At 64.6% G+C, this 26332-nt stretch carries 21 protein-coding genes and 2 pseudogenes; 6 read left to right on the plus strand and 17 right to left on the minus strand.

The window, feature by feature from the left end; all coding sequences use genetic code 11:
• Window positions 1-5: 5 nt before the first annotated feature.
• From trmD to ffh, 9 genes and pseudogenes are all read right to left on the minus strand, one after another.
• Window positions 6-896 carry a tRNA (guanosine(37)-N1)-methyltransferase TrmD gene (gene trmD / locus IV500_RS06915; protein WP_196396072.1) on the minus strand — a complete coding sequence of 297 codons (891 nt, stop codon included), beginning with the start codon at window positions 894-896 and terminating at the stop codon, window positions 6-8.
• Entirely contained in the window at window positions 897-1463 is a 567-nt protein-coding gene (gene rimM / locus IV500_RS06920; RefSeq protein WP_196396073.1) for a ribosome maturation factor RimM, read from the minus strand.
• A 211-nt stretch (window positions 1464-1674) separates the two neighbouring features.
• Window positions 1675-1917, minus strand: a complete 243-nt coding sequence (locus tag IV500_RS06925; RefSeq protein ID WP_196396074.1) for an RNA-binding protein — start codon at window positions 1915-1917, stop codon at window positions 1675-1677.
• Between the two features lie 5 nt (window positions 1918-1922).
• Window positions 1923-2330 (minus strand): 30S ribosomal protein S16, encoded by a 408-nt coding sequence (rpsP, locus tag IV500_RS06930; protein WP_196396157.1) that lies wholly within the window; start codon window positions 2328-2330, stop codon window positions 1923-1925.
• A gap of 275 nt (window positions 2331-2605) precedes the next feature.
• Complete coding sequence (locus tag IV500_RS06935; RefSeq protein WP_196396075.1) at window positions 2606-3043, minus strand: hypothetical protein; 438 nt, start codon at window positions 3041-3043, stop codon at window positions 2606-2608.
• Between the two features lie 43 nt (window positions 3044-3086).
• Window positions 3087-3977: pseudogene (locus IV500_RS06940) on the minus strand (VOC family protein).
• A 1-nt stretch (window position 3978) separates the two neighbouring features.
• A complete protein-coding gene (locus IV500_RS06945; protein WP_230854608.1) occupies window positions 3979-4677 on the minus strand; it encodes a GNAT family N-acetyltransferase in 699 nt (232 codons plus the stop codon).
• A 144-nt stretch (window positions 4678-4821) separates the two neighbouring features.
• Window positions 4822-5514 (minus strand): alpha/beta fold hydrolase, encoded by a 693-nt coding sequence (locus tag IV500_RS06950; protein ID WP_196396076.1) that lies wholly within the window; start codon window positions 5512-5514, stop codon window positions 4822-4824.
• A 9-nt stretch (window positions 5515-5523) separates the two neighbouring features.
• On the minus strand, window positions 5524-7098 hold the full coding sequence (ffh, locus tag IV500_RS06955; RefSeq protein ID WP_196396077.1) for a signal recognition particle protein: 1575 nt from the start codon (window positions 7096-7098) through the stop codon (window positions 5524-5526).
• Window positions 7099-7270: 172 nt separating this feature from the next.
• On the opposite strand from ffh, the gene IV500_RS06960 reads away from it, so the two are divergent.
• Window positions 7271-8737 (plus strand): glucose-6-phosphate dehydrogenase, encoded by a 1467-nt coding sequence (locus IV500_RS06960; protein ID WP_196396078.1) that lies wholly within the window; start codon window positions 7271-7273, stop codon window positions 8735-8737.
• Here the strand turns inward: IV500_RS06960 and IV500_RS06965 are convergent.
• The 3 genes and pseudogenes from IV500_RS06965 to ftsY form a co-directional block, all read right to left on the minus strand.
• Window positions 8727-8906: pseudogene (locus IV500_RS06965) on the minus strand (P-II family nitrogen regulator); the annotation flags it as partial. The gene IV500_RS06960 and the pseudogene IV500_RS06965 overlap by 11 nt on opposite strands.
• On the minus strand, window positions 8903-10285 hold the full coding sequence (locus IV500_RS06970) for an ammonium transporter (protein WP_196396079.1): 1383 nt from the start codon (window positions 10283-10285) through the stop codon (window positions 8903-8905). The gene IV500_RS06970 and the pseudogene IV500_RS06965, both read right to left, overlap by 4 nt.
• 232 nt (window positions 10286-10517) lie before the next feature.
• The gene (gene ftsY / locus IV500_RS06975; RefSeq protein ID WP_196396080.1) at window positions 10518-11732 is read right to left on the minus strand and encodes a signal recognition particle-docking protein FtsY; all 1215 of its coding nucleotides are present in this window, start codon (window positions 11730-11732) and stop codon (window positions 10518-10520) included.
• Window positions 11733-11905: 173 nt separating this feature from the next.
• Here ftsY and IV500_RS06980 point away from each other — a divergent pair, with 173 nt between their 5' ends.
• Window positions 11906-13201 (plus strand): MFS transporter, encoded by a 1296-nt coding sequence (locus IV500_RS06980; protein WP_196396081.1) that lies wholly within the window; start codon window positions 11906-11908, stop codon window positions 13199-13201.
• A gap of 129 nt (window positions 13202-13330) precedes the next feature.
• Here the strand turns inward: IV500_RS06980 and smc are convergent, their stop codons facing one another.
• Entirely contained in the window at window positions 13331-16981 is a 3651-nt protein-coding gene (gene smc, locus IV500_RS06985) for a chromosome segregation protein SMC (protein ID WP_196396082.1), read from the minus strand.
• Window positions 16982-17259: 278 nt separating this feature from the next.
• Between smc and IV500_RS06990 the strand changes: the two genes are divergently transcribed.
• From IV500_RS06990 to IV500_RS07005, 4 genes are read left to right on the plus strand one after another with little or no spacing between them, the layout of a single operon-like run.
• Window positions 17260-18285, plus strand: coding sequence for a 3-oxoacyl-ACP synthase III (locus IV500_RS06990; protein ID WP_196396083.1), 1026 nt, complete (start codon window positions 17260-17262; stop codon window positions 18283-18285).
• Complete coding sequence (locus tag IV500_RS06995; RefSeq protein WP_196396084.1) at window positions 18279-21137, plus strand: alpha/beta fold hydrolase; 2859 nt, start codon at window positions 18279-18281, stop codon at window positions 21135-21137. Before IV500_RS06990 ends, IV500_RS06995 begins: the two co-directional genes overlap by 7 nt.
• Window positions 21134-22153, plus strand: coding sequence for an NAD-dependent epimerase/dehydratase family protein (locus IV500_RS07000; protein ID WP_312875847.1), 1020 nt, complete (start codon window positions 21134-21136; stop codon window positions 22151-22153). The genes IV500_RS06995 and IV500_RS07000 overlap by 4 nt, the downstream gene beginning before the upstream one ends.
• A gap of 55 nt (window positions 22154-22208) precedes the next feature.
• Window positions 22209-23729 (plus strand): MFS transporter, encoded by a 1521-nt coding sequence (locus IV500_RS07005; RefSeq protein ID WP_196396085.1) that lies wholly within the window; start codon window positions 22209-22211, stop codon window positions 23727-23729.
• 44 nt (window positions 23730-23773) lie between these two features.
• Here IV500_RS07005 and mutM read toward each other — a convergent pair whose 3' ends face one another.
• Genes mutM through IV500_RS07025 form a run of 4 tightly spaced genes read right to left on the minus strand, consistent with a single transcriptional unit; the run spans window position 23774 to window position 26254 of the window.
• Window positions 23774-24721: a bifunctional DNA-formamidopyrimidine glycosylase/DNA-(apurinic or apyrimidinic site) lyase gene (gene mutM / locus IV500_RS07010; protein WP_196396086.1), complete on the minus strand. Its 948-nt coding sequence runs from the start codon at window positions 24719-24721 to the stop codon at window positions 23774-23776.
• Between the two features lie 2 nt (window positions 24722-24723).
• Window positions 24724-25491 (minus strand): ribonuclease III, encoded by a 768-nt coding sequence (gene rnc / locus IV500_RS07015; protein WP_196396087.1) that lies wholly within the window; start codon window positions 25489-25491, stop codon window positions 24724-24726.
• 11 nt (window positions 25492-25502) lie between these two features.
• Window positions 25503-25706, minus strand: a complete 204-nt coding sequence (rpmF, locus tag IV500_RS07020) for a 50S ribosomal protein L32 (protein ID WP_196396088.1) — start codon at window positions 25704-25706, stop codon at window positions 25503-25505.
• Window positions 25707-25756: 50 nt separating this feature from the next.
• A complete protein-coding gene (locus IV500_RS07025) occupies window positions 25757-26254 on the minus strand; it encodes a YceD family protein (RefSeq protein ID WP_196396089.1) in 498 nt (165 codons plus the stop codon).
• Window positions 26255-26332: the final 78 nt, after the last annotated feature.

A 26332-nucleotide genomic window follows, 5' to 3' on the forward strand; every position in this document is an offset into this window, starting at 1 on the left:
GTCCGCTAGTAGGCGCGGCGCAGCCGACCGCCGACGACGGCGTAGCCAAGTCCGCCGAGGGTAGCCAGTTCCGCTTTAGTCAAGATCGTGGGGTCAAGCGCGTCGATCAGGTCCGGCCGGCGCTCCACGGTTCGGCGCAGCTGCTCCTCCCGACGGAAGCCGGCAATTTTTGCGTGATTACCGCTGAGCAGGACATCAGGGATGCCGCGTCCGCGCCAAGACGAGGGCTTGGTGTACACCGGGTACTCCAGCAGGCCGTCGGCATGGGACTCTTCGACAAGGGATTCAGGGTTGCCCACCACCCCGGGCAGCAGCCGGCCGATGGCCTCCACCATGGCCAGGACAGCGACTTCTCCGCCATTGAGCACGTAGTCGCCGAGGCTGACGGCGCGGACCCGGAACGGACCGTCGGAGCCAGTGCTGGTCGGGTCTATGCCGTCGGAGCCAGTGCCGGTCGAGCCAGTGCCGGCGGCCCATTCCAACACGCGTTCGTCGATGCCTTCGTAGCGTCCGCAGGCGAACACCAGATGCTTCTCCTCCGCCAATTCGTAGGCCAGGGCCTGGTCGAAAACTTCGCCGGCCGGGGAGGGCACGATCAGGATGGGTTTGGCGGGTGCGAGGCTGTCTGAAGGGGTCCGCGCGGGCCGGCGCGGAGTCCCTTGGCCGACCGCCGGCAACACCGATTCCAGTGCCAGAGCCCACGGCTCCGGCTTCATCACCATGCCTGCTCCTCCGCCGTAGGGAGAGTCGTCGACGGTTCGGTGTCGATCCGTGGTGAAGTCGCGCAGGTTGTGCACCTGCAGGTCCAGGATGCCGTCCTGCCGGGCCTTGCCGATCAGGCTCAGCTCCAGCGGTGCCAAGTATTCCGGGAAGATGCTGAAGACGTCGATGCGCACTTATTCGGCGCTCTGCTCTTCGGGCGCGTCTTCGGGAGCGTCTTCGGGCGCGGTGGCAGGCTCGGAATTCACGGTGAACAGGCCCTCCGGTGGTGTCAGCAGAACATATCCGCCAGCGACGTTGACCTCGGGAACAATTTCCTCAACGAAAGGGACCAGGATTTCGTCGCCCGCGCCATTGGTAATGATCAGCAGATCCTGCACCGGCATGGTGTTCAGCGCGCTCACGGTCCCCACGACTTCAGACCCGACCCGCGCTTCAAGGCCCACGAGCTCATGCTCATACCAGCCGTCGTCGTCGTCCTGCACCTCGTCCGAGTCAACGAACAGTTTCCCGCCGCGCAGTTCTTCCGCACGGTTGCGCGTGGAAACCCCCTCGAAAGCGAGCAGCAAGATGTCCTTGTTCCAGCGGGCGCTCACCACCGTCAGGGGGCCCAGCGTGGCTGGCTCGACGGTCAACTCGACACCCGGGACAAAGCGGTTGCCCGGCGAATCCGTGAGCACCTGGACGGTGACCTCACCCTTGATGCCGTGCGGTTTACCGATCCGGGCGACCTGAACCTGCATGAAAAACTCCTCTGTACTGTTACCGAATTCTTAACGGGCCACACTTATAACCGGCCAGAGCCTTAGCCCGCCGGACTCTTAACAGAAAACGGCCCCGGCACCATTATGGTGCCGGGGCCGCAATCGGTGAATATTGCGCTCCGACTGCGTGCCGTCCCGGCTATCTACTGTGCCGGCGACGGGCTGCGTTAGCCTCCTGCTGCGCTAACGCTCAGCGGCGACGGTCGGTATCGACGACGTCGACCCTTACCGGTTCGCCGTTGGCCAGAGCTGCGATGACAGTGCGCAATGCGCGTGCCGTGCGTCCCTGACGTCCGATCACCCGGCCCAGATCGTCCTGATGAACGCGCACCTCGAGGGATTCCCCGCGGCGGTTGTTCTTGACACTGACCTTGACATCATCGGGACTGTCAACGATCCCCCGGACCAAGTGCTCGAGCGCCTCGGAAAGCATCGTGACTACGCCTCAGTCGTTTCCGCAGTTGCTTCAGGAGCATCGTCCTTCTTGGCCTTCGCGGTGATGGCCTCCTTGACGATGACCGAAGACTTCTCGGGTGCTACAAAGGGAACCTTATCGGCCTTGACACGAAGCGTGCCTTCCTGGCCGGGCAGGTTCTTGAATTTCTGCCAATCACCGGTGATCTTCAGGATCGCGGCAACCTGCTCGGACGGCTGTGCGCCGACTCCGAGCCAGTACTGGGCGCGCTCTGAAACAACCTCGATGTACGAGGGGTCCTCGGTCGGGTGGTACTTGCCGATCTCTTCGATCGCACGGCCGTCACGCTTGGCGCGTGCGTCCATGACAACGATGCGGTAGTACGGTGCGCGCATTTTACCAAAGCGCTTAAGGCGAATCTTTACGGCCACTTTTGTGGTCACTCCTGGTTCTAAAGAGGGCAAACCCTGTGTCACGCTCCCGTGGGGCGGGCCGATCATTAGGGTTCTAAGGACAGGATCGGCACGCGGAGAGAGGGGCCGCGCGGATCGAGTACCTTCCCATTATGCCAGATCATTCCCTGCCCGACAGCCAACGCGCGGCCGGTCCCGAATGTCGACATGCGGCCGGTCCCGAATGCCAAAGCGCAGCCGGTCCGGTCCCATCGGCTCGGCCTGCTCCGCGCTGTCGGAGCGGGACGGGCGGCCTACTCGGCCCAGAAGTACAAATTGATCATGGCATCCTCATCCGCCCCGGAGGCCAGCTCCGAGAGCGCGCGTACCAACGGTTCGGTGACCTCAGCCGTCGTCGCCATTTCCTCCGTCCGCGCCCAGTCGGCGGCCAGCACAGCTACCTCCTCCTGGTCTTCGAGGTCCTTCAGCTCGGCGAAAACCGCACTTACGGCCTCCGGAACCACAAATAAAGTGTCCAGCTCAATGTCCACCAGGCCGAGCTCGCACTCGGTCCCGGTGGCGTGGACGGTTTTTGCGGCCAGTTCGGCCAGGATTTCCACGTCAAGGTCCGTCAGATCCGGGACCTCCAGCCGGGGCAGCTGCGCCGGCGGAGCCGTCCGTGCATCCAGGGCCTTTGCGTGGGCCACGGCGCTGCGGTGATCAGCTATAAAGAATTCCGAAAGGGTGGACAAGACTACGGCCTCCATCGTCGACATTGCGGCCCTGATGCGTTTCTCAGGCGGCCGCCTCAGTGTCCACAGTAACGCGAATCCGGTTATTCCACGGATCCGGGAAGACCAGTTCAGCACCCGTATTCGACGTCGCAACGCCGCGGTGAGCCAGCCGCTGTGCCAGCGCGCCGACGTCGTCCGCTTCGGGAAGGTGGATCAGGACCTCACCGAGGCCAAGGGTGTCCTTGCGCGGCCCGGCGCCGCGGCTGTTCCACACGTTCATCGCCAGATGATGGTGATAGCCGCCGGCGGAAACAAACAGCGCCTGGTCCCCCAGCAGTGCGGTCTGCTCAAATCCCAGCGTTTCCACGTAGAAATCCCGCGCCCGCCGCACATCCCCGACCTGCAGGTGGACGTGGCCGACGGCGGCGTGCTGCTGCCGCTGGCCGGCCAGAACCGCTTCGGTGAGGTGCTCGTTGAGATACTGCTGCGGGGACAGGGCCAGCAAAGCCATTGCGACCTGGCCGCCTTCCCACCGCCATTGGGTCCGGGGCCGGTCGTAGTACAACTCGATGCCATTGCCCTCCGGGTCGGTGAAGTAAAACGCCTCGCTGACCAGGTGATCGGCACTGCCGACAAACGCCTGCGGTTAAAACCGTGCGGCGCTGGCCACGGTTGCCGCCAGGGAAGCCTGGTCCTGAAACAGCAGCGCCGTATGGAACAGGCCCGCCTCGCCGCGGCCGGCGACCCGCAGTCCCGGCGCCGGAGCCAGTTGCACCAAAGGCGTCCTTCCCCGGCCCAGGTAGAGAACGCCGTCGGCCTCTGCAACGATATCCAGGCCCAGGGCCTGCTGGTAGTAGGCGGATATGGTTTTCATGTCCCCCACCTTGAGCAGCACGGTGCCCATGGCGAGGTCCGCCGGCAGCAGATCCGGGGAAGAGGGCATACGGGTCATCTCATGCTCCTGAGGTAGGTTGTCGCCGCCGATCGGCATGAGCGGCCGTACCTACGTCAATTACTTGAAGCTTCAATTTATTTTCGGTGGGTGAGTTGCCCCGGGCGGCGACATTTAAGTGACTGGAAGATCCTCTGCTCCGCACCGGACTTGGCGTCGGCGCGAACACCCTTTGCATGACGACCCGCCGGCCGGCCGCGTCCAGCCCGATTCTGCGCTCGTGGTCCCGGAGCGCGGCCAAACCCGGCCCGGGCGAGCCAATGATGGCAAAGCCGCAGCTTGCGTAAAACGGGGCGTTGAATGGCAGATCCGAAAACGTACACAAGGTGATGGAACGGTACCCGGCTTCCCTGGACCATGCGGCAGCCGCATGCACCAGGGCCCGGCCAATCCCTTGTCCGGCAAAATCAGGCAGAACGGAGAGCTGCTGAAGATGAGCGTGGCCGTCCACTTCCTCGATCCGTGCGAACGCCACCGCGGGCCGGCCAGCGACCATGATGTGCAGCGCGGCGGAAAACTCCGCCGGCTTGGACACCTCCGGCGTGGACATCTCCGGCTTGGACATCTCCGGCGTGGACACCAAAGGCAATGCCCCCTGCAGCAGAGCCGGCAGCAGCGCGGTCAACAGCGTGTCTGATTCCGCTTCAATGGCCGGCAGAAGCGAGAACTCCGCCAGTGCGGCCGGACGTATTTCCAACATGGATTCAGCGTACGGTCAGCCACTGACACTAAGGTCCCCCTGCTACACCGGCTGCACCGGCTGCCCCCGCCTGCTGCCGGCGCAGCTGCAAGCGCTGCTGCCCCCGCAGCTGCCGGCACTGCTGCCGGCACTGCTGCCGGGGCGTCAGGCGCCGTGAACCCGCAGGAAGTCCCGGATCAGCCTGTCGCCGTCGTCGGAATCCTGCGGACGGTGCCCGCCGGGAGCATGCCGGTGCACGGCACCAGTAGCGGCAAGGTATTCGGCAATTTCCTCATACAGCGGTTCCCATCCACCGGTGAGCACCAGGGTAGGAACACCGGGGACTATCTGCAGCGGAGCGTCCCAGGATGGCGCTTGAAGCCGTCGCCTGCTCGCCTGCAGCCGGGATTCGTCCTCGACCGGGCGCCCCTGCGACGCGTGGGCCAACCTGGCAAATTCGCGGCTGAAATCCTCGTCCGCCATTTCCATACGTCGTGAATACAGCGGTTCCAGCAGGCTGCGGTGGGCCGCCGTGGCGGGCAGGTCCGCCGTCAGGGACAGCACATCCGGTTCCACCAGCACCAGCGACCGGACCAACCCCGGATCCTGAACCGCTGCCAGCATTGCCGCTATGGCACCCTGGGCATGGGCTACGACGTGCCCGCCGTCGCCCAAGGCGTCCAGCACAATGTCCCGGTCCGTGAGGAAATCCGACGGTACCGGCTGCGCGGCGGCGTCAAAGCCCAGTCGCTTGACGAAGAGTGCGTCGTAATCAAGGGCCAGCCCGTGCTGACGTGGCCACGCGGCCGCACCGAACGAGTCGGACCCATGAACAAAAACGATTCGTTCGAGCGTCATGAATTCTGGTTACTTCAGGAACTTATCGAAGCCCTTGGGCAGATTCAACGATGCCGGGTCAAAGCCCTCCGCACCTTGCTGGCCAAACGCCGCACCGGCCGGGAGGGACTTCGCCGTGCTGGCGCGTTTCTCCTCCGCCTCGCGCAGCTGCTGAGCGGCCTTTGCCGGGTTACCCGAGCGCGCTTTCTTCTTCGGTGCGTTTTTCCCGCTTTTACGCGCGCCGCCGCCGGCGCCTGCCATGCCGGGCATCCCCGGGATACCCCCGCCCTGCGCCATTTTCTTCATCATTTTCTGCGCCTGGCCAAACCGCTCCAGCAATCCGTTGACCTCGGAGACCTGGACGCCGGAACCGCGGGCAATCCGGGCCCTGCGGGAGCCGTTAATGATCTTCGGTGCCAACCGCTCGTGCGGGGTCATCGAGCGGACAATGGCCTCCACCCGGTCAATTTCGCGCTCATCGAAGTTCTCCAGCTGCTGGCGCATACTGGCCGCACCGGGCATCATCATCAGCATTTTCTTCATCGAACCCATATTGCGGATCTGCTGCATTTGGGCCAGGAAATCGTCGAGGGTAAAGTCCTCCTGGTCGGCGAACTTCTGCGCCATCCGGGCCGCTTCGTCCTTGTCCCAGTTCTTCTCGGCCTGCTCGATCAGGGTGAGAACGTCGCCCATATCCAGGATGCGCCCGGCCATCCGGTCCGGATGGAAGAGTTCGAAGTCCTCCAGGCCCTCGCCGGTGGAGGCAAACATAACGGGCTTACCGGTGACCGACGCAACGGACAGCGCAGCACCGCCACGGGCATCGCCGTCGAGCTTCGTGAGGACAACGCCGGTAAAGTTCACGCCCTCGTCGAACGCCCGTGCGGTTGTTACCGCATCCTGGCCGATCATGGCATCGATGACGAACAGGACTTCGTCGGGGGAAATGGCGGCACGGATATCGGCCGCCTGCTGCATCAGCTCGGCGTCCACGCCCAACCGGCCGGCCGTGTCCACAATGACGACGTCGTGCAGCTTGGCGCGCGCTTCGGCAACACCGGCACGGGCGACCGCCACCGGGTCACCGGTGGCGGATTCAAACTCGGAGCTGACACCCGGGTGTGGGGCAAAGACCGGAACTCCGGCGCGCTCGCCATTGACCTGCAGCTGCTTGACGGCGTTCGGCCGCTGCAGATCCGCCGCGACCAGCAGCGGGCTGTGGCCCTGCCCTTTGAGCCACTTGGACAGCTTCCCTGCCAGCGTCGTCTTCCCCGCGCCCTGCAGTCCGGCCAGCATGATCACCGTCGGGGGGTTCTTGGCCAGCCGGATCCGGCGCGTCTGACCGCCCAGGATCACCACCAGCTCCTCGTTGACGATCTTCACGATCTGCTGGCCCGGATTCAGCGCCGCATTTACTTCCGCGCCAAGCGCACGCTCGCGGACCTTGGCCGTGAATTCGCGCACCACCGGCACGGCGACGTCCGCGTCGAGGAGGGCGCGGCGGATTTCCCGCACGGTGGCGTCGACGTCGGCCTCGGTCAGGCGACCCTTGCCGCGCAGGTTCTTGAAAGTCGCTGTCAGCCGGTCAGATAAGGAGTTGAACACGCGGCGGTTACTTCTTTCTCAGTTGCGATAACTTCGGGTTCAAAAGTCTGTGGGCCCACATCACGCGGACTCAACTACCTAGGATACCAAGACACACGCCACACTGAGGGTTACCAAACGTGTTCCGGCAGTCGGGGCTGAAATTTCCGGCATTCAATGGCATGCTGAAAAAATGACTGCTGCCAAGACTGCGACCACATCCGCTGCCCCGGCCGGAACCACGACCCGCCGGGCCGGCCAAGCAACCAACGACGACGGCGCCATCAAGACCCTGCTGATTCTGGGCGCTTCGGGGGACCTCACCGGCCGCCTACTGCTCCCCGGCGTAGCCAGGCTCATTGCCGCCGGCCGCGCAAACGGTATTACCGTAGCCGGAGCGGGCAGTGACGACTGGTCCCAGGAACAATGGCAGAGCAGGGTCTCTGAGGCCTTCGACGAAGCAGCCACGGCCGCTGTTCCCGGGGGGAAACCCGCGTTGGCGGCCGCGCAGAAAACCAGCTCGTACCATCTGCTGGATGTGACAGCCAAGGGTGAGCTGGCCAAGCTTCTTGCCACTATGACCGCCCCCATGGCCGTCTACTTCGCGCTGCCGCCGGCGGTCAGCCAGAAGGCGTGCGAAGTGCTCGATGCTGAGGACCTCCCCGCGGGAACCCGGCTGGTGATGGAGAAACCCTTCGGGTCCGATGAGACCTCCGCCCGCGCCCTCAACGCCACATTGGCCCGGTTGGTGCCCGAGGACCATATACACCGGGTGGACCACTTTCTGGGCAAATCCACCGTCCTGAATATTCTTGGGCTGCGCTTTGCCAACCGTTTGCTCGAGCCGTTGTGGAACAGCAACAACGTCGAGAAGGTCGAAATCGTTTTTGATGAGGATCTTGCCCTGGAGAACCGTGCCCGCTACTACGACCGTGCCGGCGCCCTGCGGGACATGATCCAGAGCCATCTGCTGCAAGTCATGGCTGTCATCGCGATGGAACCACCGGCCACACTCGGTGAACGAGACGTACGCGACGGGATTGCCGCGGTACTGCGGGCCAGCTCGGTGAGTTCGGATTTCACGGCCAGCACCCGGCGGGCCCGCTACACTGCCGGGAAGATCGGGTCGCGGAAGGTGCCGGGGTACACGGAGGAAGAAGGTATAGATCCGGCCAAGGAGGCCGAGACACTCGCGGAAGTCGAGGTTCGGGTGGACAGCTGGCGGTGGGCGTCGGTGCCGTTCATCCTGCGCTCGGGCAAGGCCCTGGGGAAGCCCCGCAAGGAGGCCGTCATCACCTTCAAGCCGGTACCGCATCTGCCCGTCGGGTTTAAGGGCGTGGATAGGCCCACTCGGCTGCACATTGGCTTCGGACCGGACAACCTCAAGCTGGACATCGACGTCAATGGACCCGGCGATCTTTTCACGCTGGACCGCGTCTGTCTGGATGCCGAGCTTGCCGGAGATGACCTCCTGCCCTACGGTGAGGTCCTGGATGGCGTGCTTAACGGCGACCCGCTGCTCTCCGTCCGCGGGGACACCGCCGAACAGTGCTGGCGGATTGTGGACCCGACGCTGCAGGCGTGGCGGGCCAACGAGGTGCCGCTGCAGGAATATGCCGCCGGATCCAACGGGCCTGAAGACTGGGAGACCTCACACTAGGGGGCAGATCCACGGTGTACTCGGCTCCGCGGTATGCCTCCGTGTTGCCGCGCTGTCGGCCGTAGCCATGTGCCCCGCTGATGGTCAGTCCCTGCACGCCGTAGCTCTCCAGGCCACCGCGGACGTCGTCGAGCTTGTCCGGACGGATGATCGCAGTGATGAGTTTCATGCTTCCACCTTTGAATTCCCACATGTGCTGGCCTGCGCTGGCTGTCTGCCGCCGTGAACCGCAGTGTGCAGGGTCAATACTTCCCCGATGGGCTGAAAGGATCCTCCCACCCGGCCGCCGAAGTCGTAGGCCGTTTCCGCGTGCACGCTCACATCGATTCCTTCGAGTTCGTGCTCCGGCGGAACGCGGAACCCCATGGTCTTGTTGATCGTCCAGCCGATGATGAAGGCCAGCACGAAGGAGTACAGCAGCACGGCGAAGGATCCGATGGCCTGTTTGCCCAGAAGCTCTAAGCCGCCGCCGTACAGCAGACCGGTAGCCGCCGCCGGTGCACCCGGGCTTGCCGCCAGCCCGATGAAAAGCGTACCGATGAGTCCGCCCACCAGGTGCACGCCCACCACGTCGAGGGAATCGTCATAGCCGAACCTGAATTTCAGGCCCACGGCCAGGGCGCAGACCACACCGGCCAGCAGGCCCAGCACCAATGACCACATTGGTGTCAGCGCCGAACACGCCGGAGTTACGGCCACCAGCCCGGCTACCGCACCCGATGCGGCCCCCAGGGACGTTGCATGACCGTCCCGCAGCCGCTCCACCAACAACCAGCCCAGCGTGGCCGCGGCGGGTGCGGCCAGCGTGTTGATCCAGGCGTACCCGGCCACGGCATTCGCGCCGAGGGCAGAGCCGGCATTGAAACCAAACCAGCCAAACCACAGCAACCCGGCGCCGAGCATCACCAGCGGCAGGTTGTGCGGACGATGGCTCGGGTCCTTGCCGAAGCCCTTTCGCTTGCCCAGCACCAGGGCGAGCGCAAGGGCGGCAGCGCCGGCGTTGATGTGGACTGCAGTACCGCCGGCGAAGTCAATAACTCCCAGCCCCTGGCCCAACCAGCCCCCCGTTGGCTTACCCGCCGCGTCCTTGTTGAAATCGAAGACCCAGTGCGCCACCGGAAAGTAGACCAGCGTGACCCAGATAACTGCAAAGAGCATCCAGGCTCCGAACTTGGCCCGGTCCGCGATGGAGCCCGAAACCAGGGCCACGGCAATAATGGCAAACGTGGCTTGAAACCCGACGAAGGCAATTTCCGGGATGGTACCGACCAGCGGAGCGTTCGTCCCCGTGTCCAGAACCCCTGCCAGACCGAATTTCTGCAGCGGATTACCCAGCAGCCCGCCCGCTATGTCCGTGCCAAAGGTCGCGGAATAGCCGAACACAATCCACAGCACCCCCACAACAGCGATGGCTCCGAAGCTCATCATCATCATGTTCAGCACACCCTTGGCCCGGGTCATGCCGCCGTAGAAGAACGCCAGCCCGGGCGTCATCAGCAGAACTAAAGCGGCGGAGGCTAAGACCCACGCCGTGTCACCTGTGTTCATGCCCGCTGGCCTTTCCCGTAGAGAGGTATCGCGGCCACCCCGCAGTGGAGGCGACTCGCGGTGCATTATGTCTCTACAAGATTGGCGCTCCGGTGTTACGTCCGGACAGGCCACAGGTTGCCGTCGTGTTACAACAACGGCGGCCGCGTAAACAATGCGCGGCCGCCGTGTTTCCGGCAGGTAACAGCAGGCTGGTCAGCGGGAAAACGGCTGGCGCAGCGTCGCCAAAACGTCAGTTGAGCAGGGCATCCACGAATTCTTCGGCATCGAAGGGTGCCAGGTCATCGGCCCCCTCGCCCAGACCCACCAGCTTCACCGGAACGCCCAGCGTCTTTTGAATGGCGACGACGATTCCACCCTTGGCTGTTCCGTCCAGTTTCGTGAGCACTATGCCGGTGATATTGACGACTTCGGCGAACACCTTGGCCTGCGTGAGCCCGTTCTGTCCCGTGGTCGCGTCGAGAACCAGCAGCACCTCGTCCACGCTGGCCTGCTTTTCGATCACCCGCTTAACCTTGCCAAGCTCGTCCATCAGGCCGATCTTGTTCTGCAGGCGGCCGGCGGTGTCAATCATGACCACATCGACTTCCTGTTCGATCCCGGCTTTGACGGCTTCAAAGGCAACGGATGCCGGATCTGCGCCGTCGACGTCGGACTTAACCGTGGGAACGCCAACGCGCTGTCCCCACGTCGCGAGCTGCTCCGCTGCGGCGGCACGGAAGGTATCCGCCGCGCCCAGAAGCACATCCTTGTCCTCCGCTACCAAGACCCGGGCGAGCTTGCCGACGGTGGTCGTCTTGCCCACACCGTTCACGCCCACCACCATCATCACCGCCGGCCGGCTGTCATGACGTGCGACATTGAGCGAACGATCCATGGTGGGGTCAACCAGTTTGATCAGTTCCTCGCGAAGCATCTGCTGGACCTGCCCGGGCGTGCGGCTGCCAAGGATCTTGACCCGTGCGCGCAGTGCATCCACCAATTCCAGTGTTGGCCCCGTGCCGACGTCCGCCAGCAGCAGAGTTTCCTCGATCTCGTCCCAAACGTTCTCATCAATGGTGTCCCGTGACAGCAGCGCCAGCAGACCCTTGCCCAATGCAGTGTTTGATCTGGCCAATCGGGCGCGGAGCCGGACCAGGCGGCCCTCCACTGCTGCCGGAGTTTCAATGGCCGGCAGTGTTTCCAAACCCGCCAGGTCATCCAAAAGCTCGGCGTCGGAGACATCGGCCGCTTCCGGCGGGGCGGCAGGCTCAGCCGGCACTGCAGTGTCCGGGCGGTCCTGCAGCGCCGTGGACCCACCCGCACCAGTCACTGGAGGATCGTTGGCGTCACGCGTGGAGGAGTATATCTCCTTGCTTCGGCGTCCCTTAAGGAAGAGCGGGATCAGCAAGCCAACAACGGCCAGGGCAATCACGATGTACAGGATGATCAGCAGAGTCTCATTCACGCCTCTAGCTTCTCACAACGGGCATTTCCCGACGGCCGGACTTAGACGGCCGGACTTAGACGGACAGACTTCGACGGACAGACTTCGACGGCAGGCCCGATGCCCGAGCCGGGCACCGTACAACCGGCGCACCGCACTGCCGGGGCCGTGCACTGTGAAAGACTCAGACCATTATGACCAGCAAGTCCCGATCCCTCGTCGCGCAAAGCGCCAAACCCACCTTGCCGCACGAAATCAGCGTCCTGATTGCTGCGGCCTTCGTCATTGCCCTCGGCTTCGGCCTCGTGGCTCCGGTCCTTCCACAGTTTGCCCGCAGTTTCGACGTCTCCGTCAGCGCTGCAGCCGTGGTGGTCAGCGCCTTCGCCTTTGCCCGGCTGGTGTTTGCTCCGTTCAGCGGGCAGCTTGTGGAACGGTTCGGCGAGCGCTGGATCTACATCACCGGCATCCTGATCGTGGCGTTGTCCTCCGCAGCGTGCGCGTTCGCAGGAAACTACTGGCAATTGCTGATTTTCCGCGGCCTGGGCGGAGTCGGCTCTACGATGTTCACCGTTGCCGCCATGGGGCTGCTGGTCAGGCTCACTCCCGCTGGCGCGCGTGGCCGGGTCAACAGCGCTTATGCGGGCTCCTTTCTGCTCGGCAACATCGCCGGCCCCGCAGCAGGGGCTCTGATGGCGGGATTGGGGCTGCAGCTCCCGTTCCTGATCTACGCCGGCACGCTGCTGGTGGCGGCTACGGTAGTGGCAACTTCGCTCCGACCCGCCCGGCTGGCACGTCTCGCGGCTGCTGCGGCGTTGGCTGCAGCTGGCGAGTCGACGACAGGGGCGAAAGGGGCGACGACGGCAGCGTCACCTCTGCCTACGACAGCGAAGAAACCGCCGATGCAACTGCGTGAGGCGCTGGCCAGCAGCAGCTACCGCGCGGCGCTGGTCTCGGCCTTCGCCAACGGGTGGTCCGCCTTCGGCATCCGAATGGCGCTGGTGCCGCTATTTGCCACCGTTGTGCTGCACGGCGGGACGGCCGTGGCCGGTATCTCACTGGCCGTCTTTGCCATCGGGACCGGCGCCGCCCTGACATTTTCCGGAAAACTCGCCGATACATGGGGGCGCAAACCCATGGTCATCACGGGCGTGGCCGTCAACGCTTCCGCCATGGCCGTTCTCGGATTCACCACCAACGTGCCGATCTTTTTCGTTGTCTCGGCGATAGCAGGGGTGGGCAGCGGTCTCTTCGGACCCGCACAGCAGTCTTCCGTCGCCGACATCATCGGCTCCGACCGCTCCGGCGGAAAGGTCCTCGCAACCTTCCAGATGAGTCAAGACTTCGGCACCATCCTGGGCCCGATCGCCGCCGGCATGATTGTCGATGCGTTCTCCTACGGCGCGGCTTTCGGCATGGCGGCCGCCGTCGGCGCCGTCGCGATTATTGCCTGGCTCAAGGCCAGCGAGACTCTCCAGCGGTCTACCGGCTAAAAAACCTGCCTGCAGTGCAGGCACTGCATGCACTGCCACCACTGCAGTCAGGTTTCTCGAAGAACCACAGGCAGGTTTCAGCAGGCGCCGCAGGCAGGTTTTGGCAGGCGGCACCGCAGGGGAATGAGGTCAGGCTTCGGCACGCAGGCGCTGGCTGATAACCGTGGACACGCCGTCACCGCGCATCGTGACACCATAAAGGGCGTCGGCAACTTCCATGGTCCGCTTCTGGTGCGTGATGATAATAAGCTGGCTCGACTGGCGCAGCTCCTCGAAGATCGTGAGCAACCGTCCCAGATTCGTGTCGTCCAGGGCCGCCTCCACCTCGTCCATGACATAGAACGGTGATGGCCGAGCCTTAAAGATTGCCACCAGGAGGGCCACGGCTGTCAGCGAGCGCTCGCCGCCGGACAGCAGCGAAAGCCGCTTGATCTTCTTTCCGGCGGGGCGAGCCTGTACCTCAATGCCGGTGTTGAGCATATCGGACGGGTCCGTGAGCACAAGCTTTCCCTCCCCACCAGGAAACAGCGTGGCAAAGACCGACTCGAAGTGCTGTGCAGTATCCAGATAGGCGGCGGTGAAAACCTGGACTACGCGCTCGTCCACCTCGCGGATAATGTCCAATAGATCCTTGCGGCTTGCCTTTAGGTCCTCCAGCTGGCTGCTCAGGAACCGGTGACGTTCCTCCAGGGCAGCGAATTCCTCCAATGCAAGCGGGTTTACCCGGCCCAACGAGGCCAAGTCCCGCTCAGCGCGCCGTAGCCGCTTTTCCTGCTCCGCCCGGACAAAGGGAACACCCGCCAGGACCTCGTTACCGTCAGCATCCACCGGGGCGCGCAGTGCAGCCCACTTGTCCGTGGTCTCGCCCGGGACCGTCGGCACCAACGTCGAAGGCCCGTATTCGCTGACCAGGTGGTCTGTGGTGAGGCCGAGTTCGTCGATCGCCCGGTTCTCCAGTGCTTCAATCCGGAGCAGTTGCTCGGTCCGTACCAATTCGTCCCGATGCACCGAGTCTGTCAGCTTGGCAAGTTCCACCGCTGCGTCTTCGTTGCCGGTCCGGATATCCGTCAGTTCACGGTCCAGGGCGGCACGGGAGGCCTCGGCGCGGTCCCGCCCGCGACCGGCGGCGTCGAGGGAAACCTCGGCAAAAGCCAGGGCCTGCGCGACCGCTGCGGACACGGCTGCGGCCCGGCGCGATTGTGCAGCACGACGGCGCGCACGCTCGGCTGCCCTAGCCCTCGCCTGCCGCTCGGTGACGGCTGCGCGCTCCAGCGATGCCGCGCGATTGGCGATGGCTTTGAGCTGTTCCTCCGCGCTGCGCAGGCCCAGCCTGGCTTCCATCTCCGCGGCGCGGGCAACGACCGCGGCAGCGGCGAGTTCGTCCCGGATCTGCGTCGAAGGTTCATCCTGCGCCGGTGCCAGCCGGGCAGCATCCAACCGTGCCGCAATTGCTTCCAAGGCCTGCTGCCCGGTAGCGATGTTGGCCTCTGCCGCTGCCAGCAGGACCGCCAACCGCTCGCTCTCCCCGACGGCGGACCGCAACGAGGATCCCAGCTGGCCCAGCCGTTCGGCCACGGCAGCAAACCTCGCATCGGATTCATGCAGCCGTTCCAGGGCGGCGTTCATCCGACCACGGGTGTCATCAAGCCGTGCCGTAGCCGAAGCGAGGGCAAAGCGCAGCTGTTCGGCGTGTGCTGTCGCGGTTTCCAGCCGCGCAACCGTTTCGTCAACGTCTGCCTGCAGTTCAAGCGTGGACGGGGCAGCTGCGGATCCGCCGCGAACACTGAACGCGCTGAAAACATCGCCGTCCACCGTTACCGCCCGAAGACCGGGATGGGCCGTCACCAAGGCAGCAGCCGCCGCGAGGTCATCGACCACCACGAGTCCCGCCAGCAGGGCATCCAGAGCCGCGGACAAGCCGGGAACGACGCATGGCTGATTGGCTGTAATGAGTTCCATAGCGCCCAGCTGAGCCGGGCCCGGGGATCGCCACGTGGCCGTTGAACGATCTTGTTCCGCCGGCGGCGGGGCAGAGCCGGCCACGTGCGGGGCAGAGCCGGTCGCCGGAGGAGCAGCGATGATCAGCTCGACCCGGCCGCCGTCGTCGTTCTTCAGCAGCTGCACTGCCTCCACCGCGGCGGCTAAGTCCCGCACTGCCAGTCCGTCAGCGGCCGAACCGAGGGCGGCAGCGACCGCCGTCTGATAACCCGGCCGGATGGTGAGCAGGTCCGTTATGGCACTTAGGACCCCTTGCTGGTCCGATGCGAGCAACAGCTGCGAGCCGTCCTTGCGGCGCAGGCCCGCCGCCAGCGCATCACGGCGGGCCGTCAGGGAATCCTTGTCCCGCTCCGCGGCGCGCTGGCGGGTGGTCAGGTCCTCGATCTGCGCCTGAACATTGTCCAGTTCCTCGACAGCCAACTCGTAATCCGCGTCGAGGGTTTCCTCGCCCTCCTCCACTCCGGCAACTTGGGATTCGAGTGCTGTGAACTCCTCCTGAGCCTTCCGCCGGCGCTCTTCCCCCGCCGTCATGGAGCCGCGCAGGCGGCCGAGCTCGGCTTCCGCGGACTCCACCCGGGAACGCGCTGCGCCCACCTGACCGGCCAGTTTTGCCAGCCCTTCGCGTCGGTCCGCGGCAGCGCGCAGTATCGTCGCCAGGCGTTTGTCTTCCTCCGCTGCCACCCCCTCGGCCGCTGTCTTGGCCGCAACCGCCGCTTCGAGGGCGCTGCACCGCTGCTGAACGGAACCCTCCAGCACGGTCTGCTCCGCACGGACCCTGACGGCCTGCTGCTGCAATTTCTCCGGATCGCGGGAAGGCTCCGGGGCTGCGTCCGCCGCACCCAACAGCTGGCGCCGGTCATCGGCCAGGGCGCCCAGGGAACGCAGCCTCTCGCGTGCGGCGGAGAGCTGATACCACGAATCCCGCGCCGCGTTTAGTTCCGGCGTCGCGGCGGCTGCGAGCTGTTCGCGCTCTGCCTGCCGCTGCCGGCCGGTTGCCAGGCTCTGCTCAACCTCGACGCGACGGGCCTTCAGCGCGGTTTCATCGGCCACGTCCTGCGCCAAAGTCGTCTGCAGCTGTACCAAATCGTCGGCGAGTAACCGGGCGCGGGCATCCCGGACATCGAATTGGACAGTCTGCGCCCGGCGGGCCACTTCGGCCTGCCGCCCCAGCGGGGTGAGCTGACGGCGCAGTTCGCTGCCCAGATCCGTCAGCCGGGCCAGGTTTGCTGCCATCGCTTCGAGTTTGCGCAGCGTCCTTTCCTTGCGCCGGCGGTGCTTGAGCACGCCGGCCGCCTCTTCGATAAAACCGCGGCGTTCCTCGGCCGTGGCATGGAGCACCTTGTCCAGTTGGCCTTGCCCGACGATCACGTGCATTTCCCGGCCCAGTCCCGTATCCGAGAGCAGTTCCTGGATATCCAGCAATCGACAACTGGTGCCATTAATTGCGTACTCCGACCCGCCGGTCCGGAACAGCGTGCGGGAGATCGTCACTTCGCTGTAGTCAATCGGCAGGGCGCCGTCGGCGTTATCAATCGTGAGTGAGACCTGGGCCCGTCCGAGCGCGGGCCGGCCGGACGTACCGGCAAAGATGACGTCCTCCATCTTTCCGCCACGCAGAGTCTTGACGCCTTGCTCCCCCATCACCCACGCCAGCGCATCCACGACATTGGACTTCCCTGACCCGTTCGGACCCACCACAGCCGTGACACCGGGCTCGAAGTCGAAGGTGGTTGCCGAGGCAAACGATTTGAATCCTCTGACGGTCAGGCTTTTCAGGTGCAAGGTGTTTCGGCTCTCACAGGTTGGTCTGGCTGCTCGGTTTAACGCGTGGCCATGAGTACGGTCGAAACCCTAAATCTACCGTCTTCAGCGGGATACTCTGCGGATATATGATGGTCAGCTGCGGGAAGTATGCCATCGGCTGCATGTGCAGGACCCATAGTATTGGGTGCATAGTTAAGATTCTGGGCAATCGTGGCACCCGCCATCGAACAACACGGGCCCACGGATCGAACCCGCAAGTGTACCCCTAGCGACCACATACGGATAAAGGCTGGATATTGATCGGCAACGCGACGTTTCGACATGACAACACGGCGCTGCTGGCCGTCACAAGTGTGGAGGCCCCGGTAGTCGTCAGTTCTGCGGATTTTGACGAACGGTTGGCCTCCAGCCTCAAACGGCTGCGGCTGTCCAAGCGTCTGCTGGAACGGGTCGCCGGCGTAACCGAGCGCCGCTGGTGGTCGCCCGGAACTGCGTTCGACGACGCCGCCATCGAGGCGGGCGCGAAGGCGCTTGCTGAATCCGGAATTGAACCGGGCCAGATCGGGCTGCTGATCAATACCTCCGTGACCCGCAAGAACCTGGAGCCATCCGTGGCTGTCAAGATTCACCACGGACTGGGTCTGCCCTCCTCCGCCATGAACTTCGACCTGGCCAACGCCTGCCTCGGGTTCGTCAACGGCATTACTCTGGCTGCCAATATGATCGATTCCGGCCAGATCAAGTACGCCCTGATCGTGGCCGGCGAGGATGCCCAGGGAACTCAGGAGGCAACGTTCGCCCGGCTCAACCGTCCGGACTCCACCCGTGAGGACTACCTGCGCGAATTCGCCACGCTCACCTTGGGTTCCGGCGCAGCGGCGGCCGTCATCGGCCCGGCCGATGAACACCCCGGCGCACATCGGATCCTCGGTGGAGTCTCGCGTGCCGGTACCGAGCATCACGAACTCTGTGTAGGCGGCGTTGACGGAATGTTCACGGATACCAAGGGGCTGCTGGACGGCGGGCTGGAACTGGTGGTCAATGCCTGGAACGAGGCGCATTCCAACGGCTGGAATTGGACCGCGATGGATCGCTATGTCACCCATCAGGTCTCGACCTCCTACACGAACGCCATTATCAAGGCCGTGAATCTGGTCCGGGACAGGGTACCGATCACCTTCCCTCACTGGGGCAATGTGGGCCCGGCCTCGCTGCCGATGACCCTGGCCCAGGAGTCCCAGACGCTCAGCCGGGGAGACCGGGTGCTCTGCATGGGGGTCGGCTCCGGGTTGAACACGACCATGATGGAAATTGCGTGGTAGCAGAGGCCTGGCCGGGGGTAGATCCTGCCTGGTCCCGGTTTATTGACGTGCCCTCCACCGCAGCGGTGGACCCGGCCGGCAGCAGCCATCGCTGGCATCTGTTGGATAACGGACCGCAATTAGCGTCCCGGGGCGTGAAACCGGCCGGAACTCTACTGTGCGTTCACGGGAACCCGACGTGGTCATATCTGTGGCGGACCCTGCTGGCAGCGGCGTCGGCCGCGGACCGGCCGTGGCGCGTCATTGCCGTCGATCAGCTGGACATGGGATTTTCCGACCGGACGGGAGTCTTCCGCCGGCTTCAGGACCGGATCACCGACCTTGGTGATCTGACCGCCGAGCTCGGGATCACCGGGGCCGTGACCACCGTCGGGCATGACTGGGGCGGTATTATTTCACTCGGCTGGGCCACCCGGCACCGCAGCCAGCTGGCCGCCGTCGTCCTCAATAACACTGCCGTGCACCCGGCGGGGTTCACCGTCCCTGCACCGCTGCAGTTGGCACTGCACCCGTTGGTGCACCGCTGGGGAACAACGACGACGGCGGCGTTCCTGCGCGTGACGCATGCACTGGCGCATCCGGCCCTGGCCAAAGACGTCAAAGCCGCCTTTATGGCGCCGTACCGCACGGCCGCACGGCGGCGCGGCGTCGGAAATTTTGTCGCGGACATCCCTGCTGAGCCGTCCCATCCAAGCTGGGCCACACTCTCGGAGGTATCCGAGGCCATACGCACGCTCGATGTCCCGGCGCTGTTGCTCTGGGGTCCTAAAGACCCGGTCTTCTCGGACCGCTACCTGCGCGATCTGCTGGACCGGCTGCCACAGGCCGACGTGCACCGCTTTGAAGGAGCCGGGCACCTGCTGCCCGAGGACCGGGACGTAGCAACGCCCATCCTGGGATGGCTCGAGCAGAACCTGGACAGCACCCCGCACAGCGGCGACCTGCACAGCGGCAGCAACCTGCATAGCGGTAAGCAGGCATCTCCGGGCCAGACCGATTCCAGTCAGACGATCGTCCCGTTCCGCCCGATGCTCGCCGAGCTTGACGACCGCCGGACGGACTCCTCCGCCGCCGTCGTGGACATGGCACCGCTTGGGGCCGGGCCGGGAGCCGGCCCACGCACCCTTTCCTGGGCCGAACTGGCCGAACGTGTCGACCGGCTGGCCGCCGGGCTGCAGTCCATCGGCGTACGCCCTTCAGACCGCGTGAGCCTGCTGGTGCCCCCGGGCATTGAACTGACCTCGCTGATTTACGCCTGCCTGCGGCTGGGTGCCGTGGTCGTCGTCGCCGACGCCGGACTGGGCACAGCGGGCATGAGCCGCGCCATTAAGGGCGCCGGGCCCGCGTTCCTGATCGGCATCGAACGGGCGTTACTCGGTGCCCGCCTGTACAGCTGGCCCGGGGTCCGGATCAGCGCCACCGAGCTGAGCGGGGCCAGGCGCAGGCTGCTCGGCGTTGCACACACCGTGCCGGAACTCCTCGCCGCTGGCAGCGCAGCCCCGCACGGGATCGACGGTGGCAGCTCAGCCCCGCACGGGATCGACGGTGGCAGCGCAGCCCCGTACGGCGTTGAGCAAGCGGGCTTCGAGCAGCAGGCGCAGATCAATCCGGATGCCGACGCGGCCGTGCTCTTCACCTCAGGTTCCACCGGACCGGCTAAGGGTGTTGTCTACACGCAGCGCCAGCTCTCGGCCATGCGGGACACGCTGAAAAACACGTACAACCTGCACGCTGGAACCGCCCTGGTGGCGGGCTTTGCCCCGTTCGCCCTGCTCGGACCGGCGCTGGGCGCCACCTCAGTCACCCCCGACATGGACGTTACCGCTCCCGCAACGCTCACGGCCGCTGCCCTCGCCGATGCCGCTGCCGCAGTGCAGGCCACCGCTGTGTTTGCCTCCCCCGCCGCACTGGTCAACGTCCTGGCAACGGCACCGGAGCTCACCGCGGGGCAACGCCGGTCGTTGGCCCACGTGACCCTGCTGCTTTCCGCCGGGGCTCCGATCCCCGAACCACTGCTTGCGCAGGTACAGGAACTCGTTCCCGATGCCGCGCTGCACACGCCGTATGGCATGACCGAAGCGTTGCCGGTCACGGATATCAGCCTGACCGAAATCCGTGCCGCCGGTCTCGGCAACGGCGTCTGCGTCGGCACCGCCGTCTTCGGCGCGGAAGTGGCCATCACGCCGCTACAGGCGGATGGAACCGTCTCCAGCACTGTAACCGGGGCGCCGGACATCACGGGGGAAATCATCGTTCGCGGCGCACACGTCAAGGACCGGTATGACAGGCTCTGGATCACCCAAGAGCACAGCGTCTCCGTTCCCGGCTGGCACCGCACCGGTGATGTCGGCCATCTGGACAGTGCCGGCCGGCTCTGGGTCGAAGGCCGGCTCGGCCACATCCTGACCACGGTCGCCGGAATTCGCACCCCGGTAGCCGCCGAGCAGCGGGCCGAAACGGTCGACGGCGTCACAAGGGCCGCCGTCGTCGGCGTCGGTCCCGCAGGAGCACAAGTGGCCGTGGCTGTCATCGAAACGGTTCCACCCGCCAAAGCAAGCGCCCTGGCCTCTGCCGAACTCGCCCGCCTCGTCCGCGACGCGGTATCTCGGGGCGACGCGGTATCTCCGGGCGACGCTGTAGCTTCGGGCTACGCTGTAACTTCTGGCGCAGCGGTAACTTCGGGTGCAGCTGTAGCTTTGGGCGCCGCAGCCGGCGCGGAGCTGGACCTGGCGGCAGTGCTGGTTGTCCCTGCCATACCAACGGATATCCGGCATAACTCCAAAGTCGACCGCACCGCCCTGGCAGCCTGGGCCGGCGCTACGCTCGCCGGCGGGAAAATGCGCACGCCGTGAGCAGCCAATCCAAAGTGCTCGTCACCGGTGCCAGCGGCTTGCTCGGCGGGGCCGTGGCACAGATGCTGCTGGACACCGGTTACGCAGTACGGACCTTCCAGCGCCGTCCTGCTGCCGACCAGGTGGAATCTGTACAGGGCTCCGTCACGGACACGGAAGCCGTGGCGCGTGCGGTGGCGGGCGTTGACGCGGTCATTCACCTGGCGGCAAAGGTCTCCTTCACCGGTCTCTGGAGCGAGTTCGCCGCCACCAACATCGACGGCACCGGCAACCTCCTCGCGGCGGCCAGGCACGCCGGTGTCCGCGACTTCGTCTTCGTCTCCTCGCCCTCCGTGGCGCACTTCGGCAGCTCAATCGTTGGCTCCCCCGCCGGAATCGCCGATCCCGAACGTGCCCGGGGAAACTACGCACGTTCCAAGGCTGCGGCCGAACTGCTGGCCCTGGCCGAGGACTCTGCCGCGTTCCGCGTGGCTGCCATCCGGCCGCATATAGTCTGGGGCCCGGGAGACACTCAGCTGGTGGAACGAGTAATTGAGCGCGCCAGGGCCCGGCGGCTGCCATTTCTGGACCACGGAACGGCGCTCATCGACACAACGTACATTGACAATGCCGCGGCGGCGATCGTCCGCGGGCTTGAACGCATGGACCATGCGCACGGCCAGGCACTGGTCATTACAAATGGCCAGCCGCGGCCCATCGCCGAGCTTATTGCGGGCATCTGCGTGGCCGCAGGCGTTCCCGAACCGGGCTGGTCTGTACCGGGCTGGCTGGCAAGAGGCGCCGGGTCCGGAATCGAAAAAGCCTGGACAGCCGCCGGAGCGCGCGGCTGGGTCCACGATGAGCCGCCGATGACGCGCTTCCTTGCCGAACAGCTCTCCACCGCGCACTGGTTTGACCAGCGGCACACGCATCAGGTGCTGGACTGGGTCCCGCAGGTCGGCGTGGCCGAGGGCATGGAGCGCCTCGCAGCCTACTACGGCCAGTCCGGACAACGGCGGGTTTCCCCGGTAACGTGACGGAGTATTACCGAGCGTGTTTTCCCATCAGCCGTTGCGGGAATAGTTTGTTGCAGTGTCTTCATCCAAAAAAACCGCAGCCCAGACTCCCGCCCGGGACACCGCTGGATCCTCGGGACAGGAATCCGACGATACTGCAGCCTGGACCGCCGGGCGCGTAGTCATCCACTCCGCCAGGGACGTAGCCTCGGCACTCACCCACCGGTCGGGTCCGCAGAAGGGTGCCCTGGCGATTGTGATCCTTGCCCTCGGCGGGATCTTCATGGACGCGTACGACTTCTCCTCCCTGGCCTTCGGCATCACGCAGATTAAGGGACAATTTGGCCTGGACGGCTTCATGACCGGCCTGGTCAACGCCGCCATCTTCATCGGGGCCGTGATGGGCGCCCTGGGCGGCGGCTATCTGGTGGACAGGTTCGGCCGGTACAGGCTTTTCACCGCAGACATGATTTTCTTCGTCATCGCTGCCCTGGGCTGCGCCTTCTCACCTAATGAGTGGTGGCTGATCTTCTTCCGCATCATCATGGGCATCGGTGTCGGCCTCGACCTCCCGGTGGCGATGGCGTTCCTGGCCGAATTCTCCCGACTGCGCGGGAAGGGAAACCGGTCCCAACGAGTCAATTCCTGGTCTCCGGCCTGGTACGGAGCCACCGGCATCGGATACCTGATCGTCCTGCTGCTGTTCCTGACCCTCCCGGCGGCGCAGTACGGGCACCTCTGGCGGTTCGTCGTCGGCTTCGGTGCCGTCCCGGCACTCGTGGTCCTGATCGTGCGCCGGCGTTACCTGGCAGAATCCCCGCAATGGCTGGCCAACCAGGGCGATCTCGTTGGCGCCGTGGACATCCTGCGCAGCAAGTACAACGTGGATGCCGTCTTGGCGCAGAAATCCCAGCTCGACCGAGCCGTGCCGGCGAAGGCGTCTGCCGGCTCCTTCAAAGCGCTGTTCTCTGCGCATTACCGTGTCCGGACCCTCGTAGCGCTGGCCGTCAGCGTGTTTTCCACCTTCGGCTACAACGCCGTGGCCTACGGAACCCCGCTGATCATCTCCAGCATGTTTAAACAGGGTCCGCTCGTCACCATCCTCTCTGCCCTGGTCATCAACTTCGGCTTTGGCGTCGGTGGCGGACTTGTCGGGGTAGGCCTGGTGACGTCGTGGGGAGCCCGAAAGCTCGCTCTCATAGGTTTCGCTGTCCAGACGGTTTCCCTGCTGATCCTGGCGCTCCTCGGTATCCCCACGGGCGCTCTCATTATCCTCGCGGTCCTCATGCTGGCCATGTTCATCTTCTTTCAGGCCTTTGGGCCCGGCGCCCAGCTGATGGCTTACGCGACGCTGAGTTACCCGACGTCACTTCGCGGCGTGGGCGTCGGGTTCAATCAGGCGGTGCTGCGGGCTTTCTCCATCGTCTCGCTGATCGCCTTCCCAGTGCTCGCCGCCTCGATCGGAACCAACGTATTCTGGATCATCGCACTCGCTCCGCTGCTTGGCGCATTGTCCGTCGCAGTAGTGAAGTGGGATCCCACCGGCAAGGACGTGGACGCAGAGGAAAGTTATGCAGTAGCCGTCGACGCCGGCTGACCCGGTTCGGCCCGGCGGTTCCAGCCCCGTCCGCCGGCCAGTCGTTACCAGCGGCCGTTGCGGGGACGGGGCTGGCAGACCGGACAGCTAAAGGAGGACCTGTTCATGAACGAGTCCCGGCGGATCCGGGACTGCAGGCCCAAAGCTGCACAGCGCGGGCATGGCTCGCCCTCCCGGCCGTAGGCATTCAGGGATCGGGCAAAATAGCCGGACGCTCCATTGACGTTGACGTATAAAGAGTCAAAGCTCGTGCCCCCCGCGTCCAGCGCCATGCCCATGACATCCCGGGCTGCATCCACAACCCGCTGGGCGTCGGACCGGCGCAGTGTCTCGGTGGGGCGGGCGTAATGCAGTTTGGCCAGCCACAGGGCTTCATCAGCATAAATATTGCCTATGCCGGAGATCAGGCTCTGGTCTAAAAGAGCGCGCTTCAGTCCCGTCTTGCGGGATCGGACTTTTTGGTAGAAAGCTTCCTGTGAAAAGGCGGGGTCCAATGGATCACGGCCAATGTGGGCAGCCTCCGCAGCAATCAGCGGCAGGGACAGCAATGACTGCCCGCCCGGGAGTCCGTCCGCCGTCGGAATCAGCGCGGTGACGAACAACCCGCCGAAGATCCGCTGATCGACAAAGCGCAGTTCCTCCGGCGCATCCGCGGCGTGGGAGAGTCGCAGCCGGACTTTCAGGTGCTTCTCGTCGGGCTGCGAAGGGTCCTGCATTAACAGCTGTCCGCTCATGCCCAGGTGCGCCATCAGCGCAGTGTGGGGCACGCCGTCGTCGTCCGTCCCATCACTGAGCGGAAGCCAGAGAAACTTGCCGCGGCGCACCACGTCCAGCACCCTCGCGCCGACTAGGTTGCCACGGAAATCCTCTACGCCGAGGGCGTGGCGTCGGATCGAGCGCGGATCCGGCACGTCCACGGCCGTGATGGTCCGACCGGTGACCCAGCGTTCCAGTCCGCGCCGGACCACCTCAACTTCGGGAAGTTCCGGCACGCTTAGACGGAGCCGGCAGCGTGGCTGTCGGGGAAACGGGCTGCTAGGACCTTCCAGGCATCGGCGGCGGCTTCCTGCTCGGCTTCCTTCTTCGATTTCCCCGTGCCGGTGCCATAGTTGACGCCGCCAATCTGGAGGATAGCGCCGAAGGAACGGGCATGGTCCGGGCCTGATCCGTTGACCACGTACTGCACCGTGCCCAGATGCCGGCTGGCGGCGATCTCCTGGATGTTCGTCTTCCAGTCCGTACCGGCACCAAGAGCGCCGGCATCCAACAGGAGTGGACCCACCAGCCTCATCACGAGCTGCCGTGCGGTCTCGAGATCATTGGACAGATAGGTTGCACCGATCAGGGCTTCCATGGTGTCCGCCAGAATTGATGCTTTGTCCTTGCCATTGGTCAGGCGCTCGCCCGCACCAAGGTAGATGAACTCACCAATACCCAGTTTGCGGCCAAGCACGGCTAGCGCCCGGGTACTGACCACGGCTGAACGCCGCTTGGCCAAATCCCCTTCGGGCAGGTTCGGGTTGTCCCTGTACAGTGCGTCCGTTACCGAGAATCCCAGAATGGAATCACCGAGAAACTCCAGACGCTCGTTCGTGGGAATCCCGCCGTTTTCATACGAATAGGAGCGGTGCGTCAGGGCAAGACGAAGCGTCCCGGCGTCGATATCGACGCCGAGACGCTTCAGAAGCTGGTGGTGAGCAGCCTGCGGTTCAGGCAGAGCCTGGACCTTCTCGCCCGCAGCAGCACCGGCAGGATAGTTCATTGCCCAGGTCTTTAGACGTCAGCGACCTTGCGGCCCTTGTACTCAAGGTACAGCGCGGTTCCGGCTGAGTCGGTAACGACCTTGGCCTGGTGCGGCATGCTGTAGGTCACGCGACCGTTTTCAACGGTCTTGACCAGGGCGGGAGCAGTGGCTTTCCACTGAGACCGGCGGGCATGTGTATTCGAGCGGGACATTTTCCGCTTGGGAACAGCCACGGCTAACTCTTTTCTCTCTCGACGAACCGGGGTTTTCCCCAGGTTCTAATTCAGTTCGTGATCTGACTGTCTTTGCCGGTTAAGCCTTGTAGGGCAGCCCAGCGAGGGTCCAGGACCTCGTGGTGGTGCCCCGGCTCATCCACCAGATGGATTCCGCATTCGGAACACAATCCCTGGCAGTCTTCCCGGCACACCGGCTGGAACGGCAGCGCTGTTACCACTGCGTCCCGCAACACCGGTTCAAGATCGATCGCATCGTGCTCGATCCAACGTTGCTCTTCTTCTTCCTCCCCCACGGCGGCACCGTTGTTGGACGGCTCCCCATAGGAGAAAAGTTCCTGCACATTGACCTCTAGGTCATACGCAAGGGGATCCAGGCAGCGGGCACACTCACCCGTCACTTCGACGGATACGGTACCGGATACCAGAATTCCTTCGTGTACGCCCTCCAGCCTCAGATCCAGGTCCATGGTGGACCCTTCCTGAACGCCAATGATCGGCACACCGAAATCCTTCGGTGTGGCCACACCTTCCTGCAGCGTCCGCATGGTGCCTGCACGCCCAATGTCTTTAACTGAAACGACTAAGGGCGAGCCCTGGTTGAGGCGATTGCCCAACTTGGTTGC

Source organism: Arthrobacter terrae (assembly GCF_015708085.1).
Classification (GTDB): Bacteria; Actinomycetota; Actinomycetes; order Actinomycetales; family Micrococcaceae; genus Arthrobacter_M; species Arthrobacter_M terrae.

What these genes read in the sequence shown, in the direction of transcription:
- rimM (WP_196396073.1), bottom strand. Translation starts at nt 1,463, where the DNA reads ATGCAGGTTCAGGTCGCCCGGATCGGTAAACCGCACGGCATCAAGGGT.
- IV500_RS06925 (WP_196396074.1), bottom strand. Translation starts at nt 1,917, where the DNA reads ATGCTTTCCGAGGCGCTCGAGCACTTGGTCCGGGGGATCGTTGACAGT.
- IV500_RS06945 (WP_230854608.1), bottom strand. Translation starts at nt 4,677, where the DNA reads ATGTTGGAAATACGTCCGGCCGCACTGGCGGAGTTCTCGCTTCTGCCG.
- IV500_RS06950 (WP_196396076.1), bottom strand. Translation starts at nt 5,514, where the DNA reads ATGACGCTCGAACGAATCGTTTTTGTTCATGGGTCCGACTCGTTCGGT.
- IV500_RS06960 (WP_196396078.1), top strand. Translation starts at nt 7,271, where the DNA reads ATGACTGCTGCCAAGACTGCGACCACATCCGCTGCCCCGGCCGGAACC.
- IV500_RS06970 (WP_196396079.1), bottom strand. Translation starts at nt 10,285, where the DNA reads ATGAACACAGGTGACACGGCGTGGGTCTTAGCCTCCGCCGCTTTAGTT.
- IV500_RS06980 (WP_196396081.1), top strand. Translation starts at nt 11,906, where the DNA reads ATGACCAGCAAGTCCCGATCCCTCGTCGCGCAAAGCGCCAAACCCACC.
- rnc (WP_196396087.1), bottom strand. Translation starts at nt 25,491, where the DNA reads ATGAACTATCCTGCCGGTGCTGCTGCGGGCGAGAAGGTCCAGGCTCTG.
- IV500_RS07025 (WP_196396089.1), bottom strand. Translation starts at nt 26,254, where the DNA reads ATGCGGACGCTGCAGGAAGGTGTGGCCACACCGAAGGATTTCGGTGTG.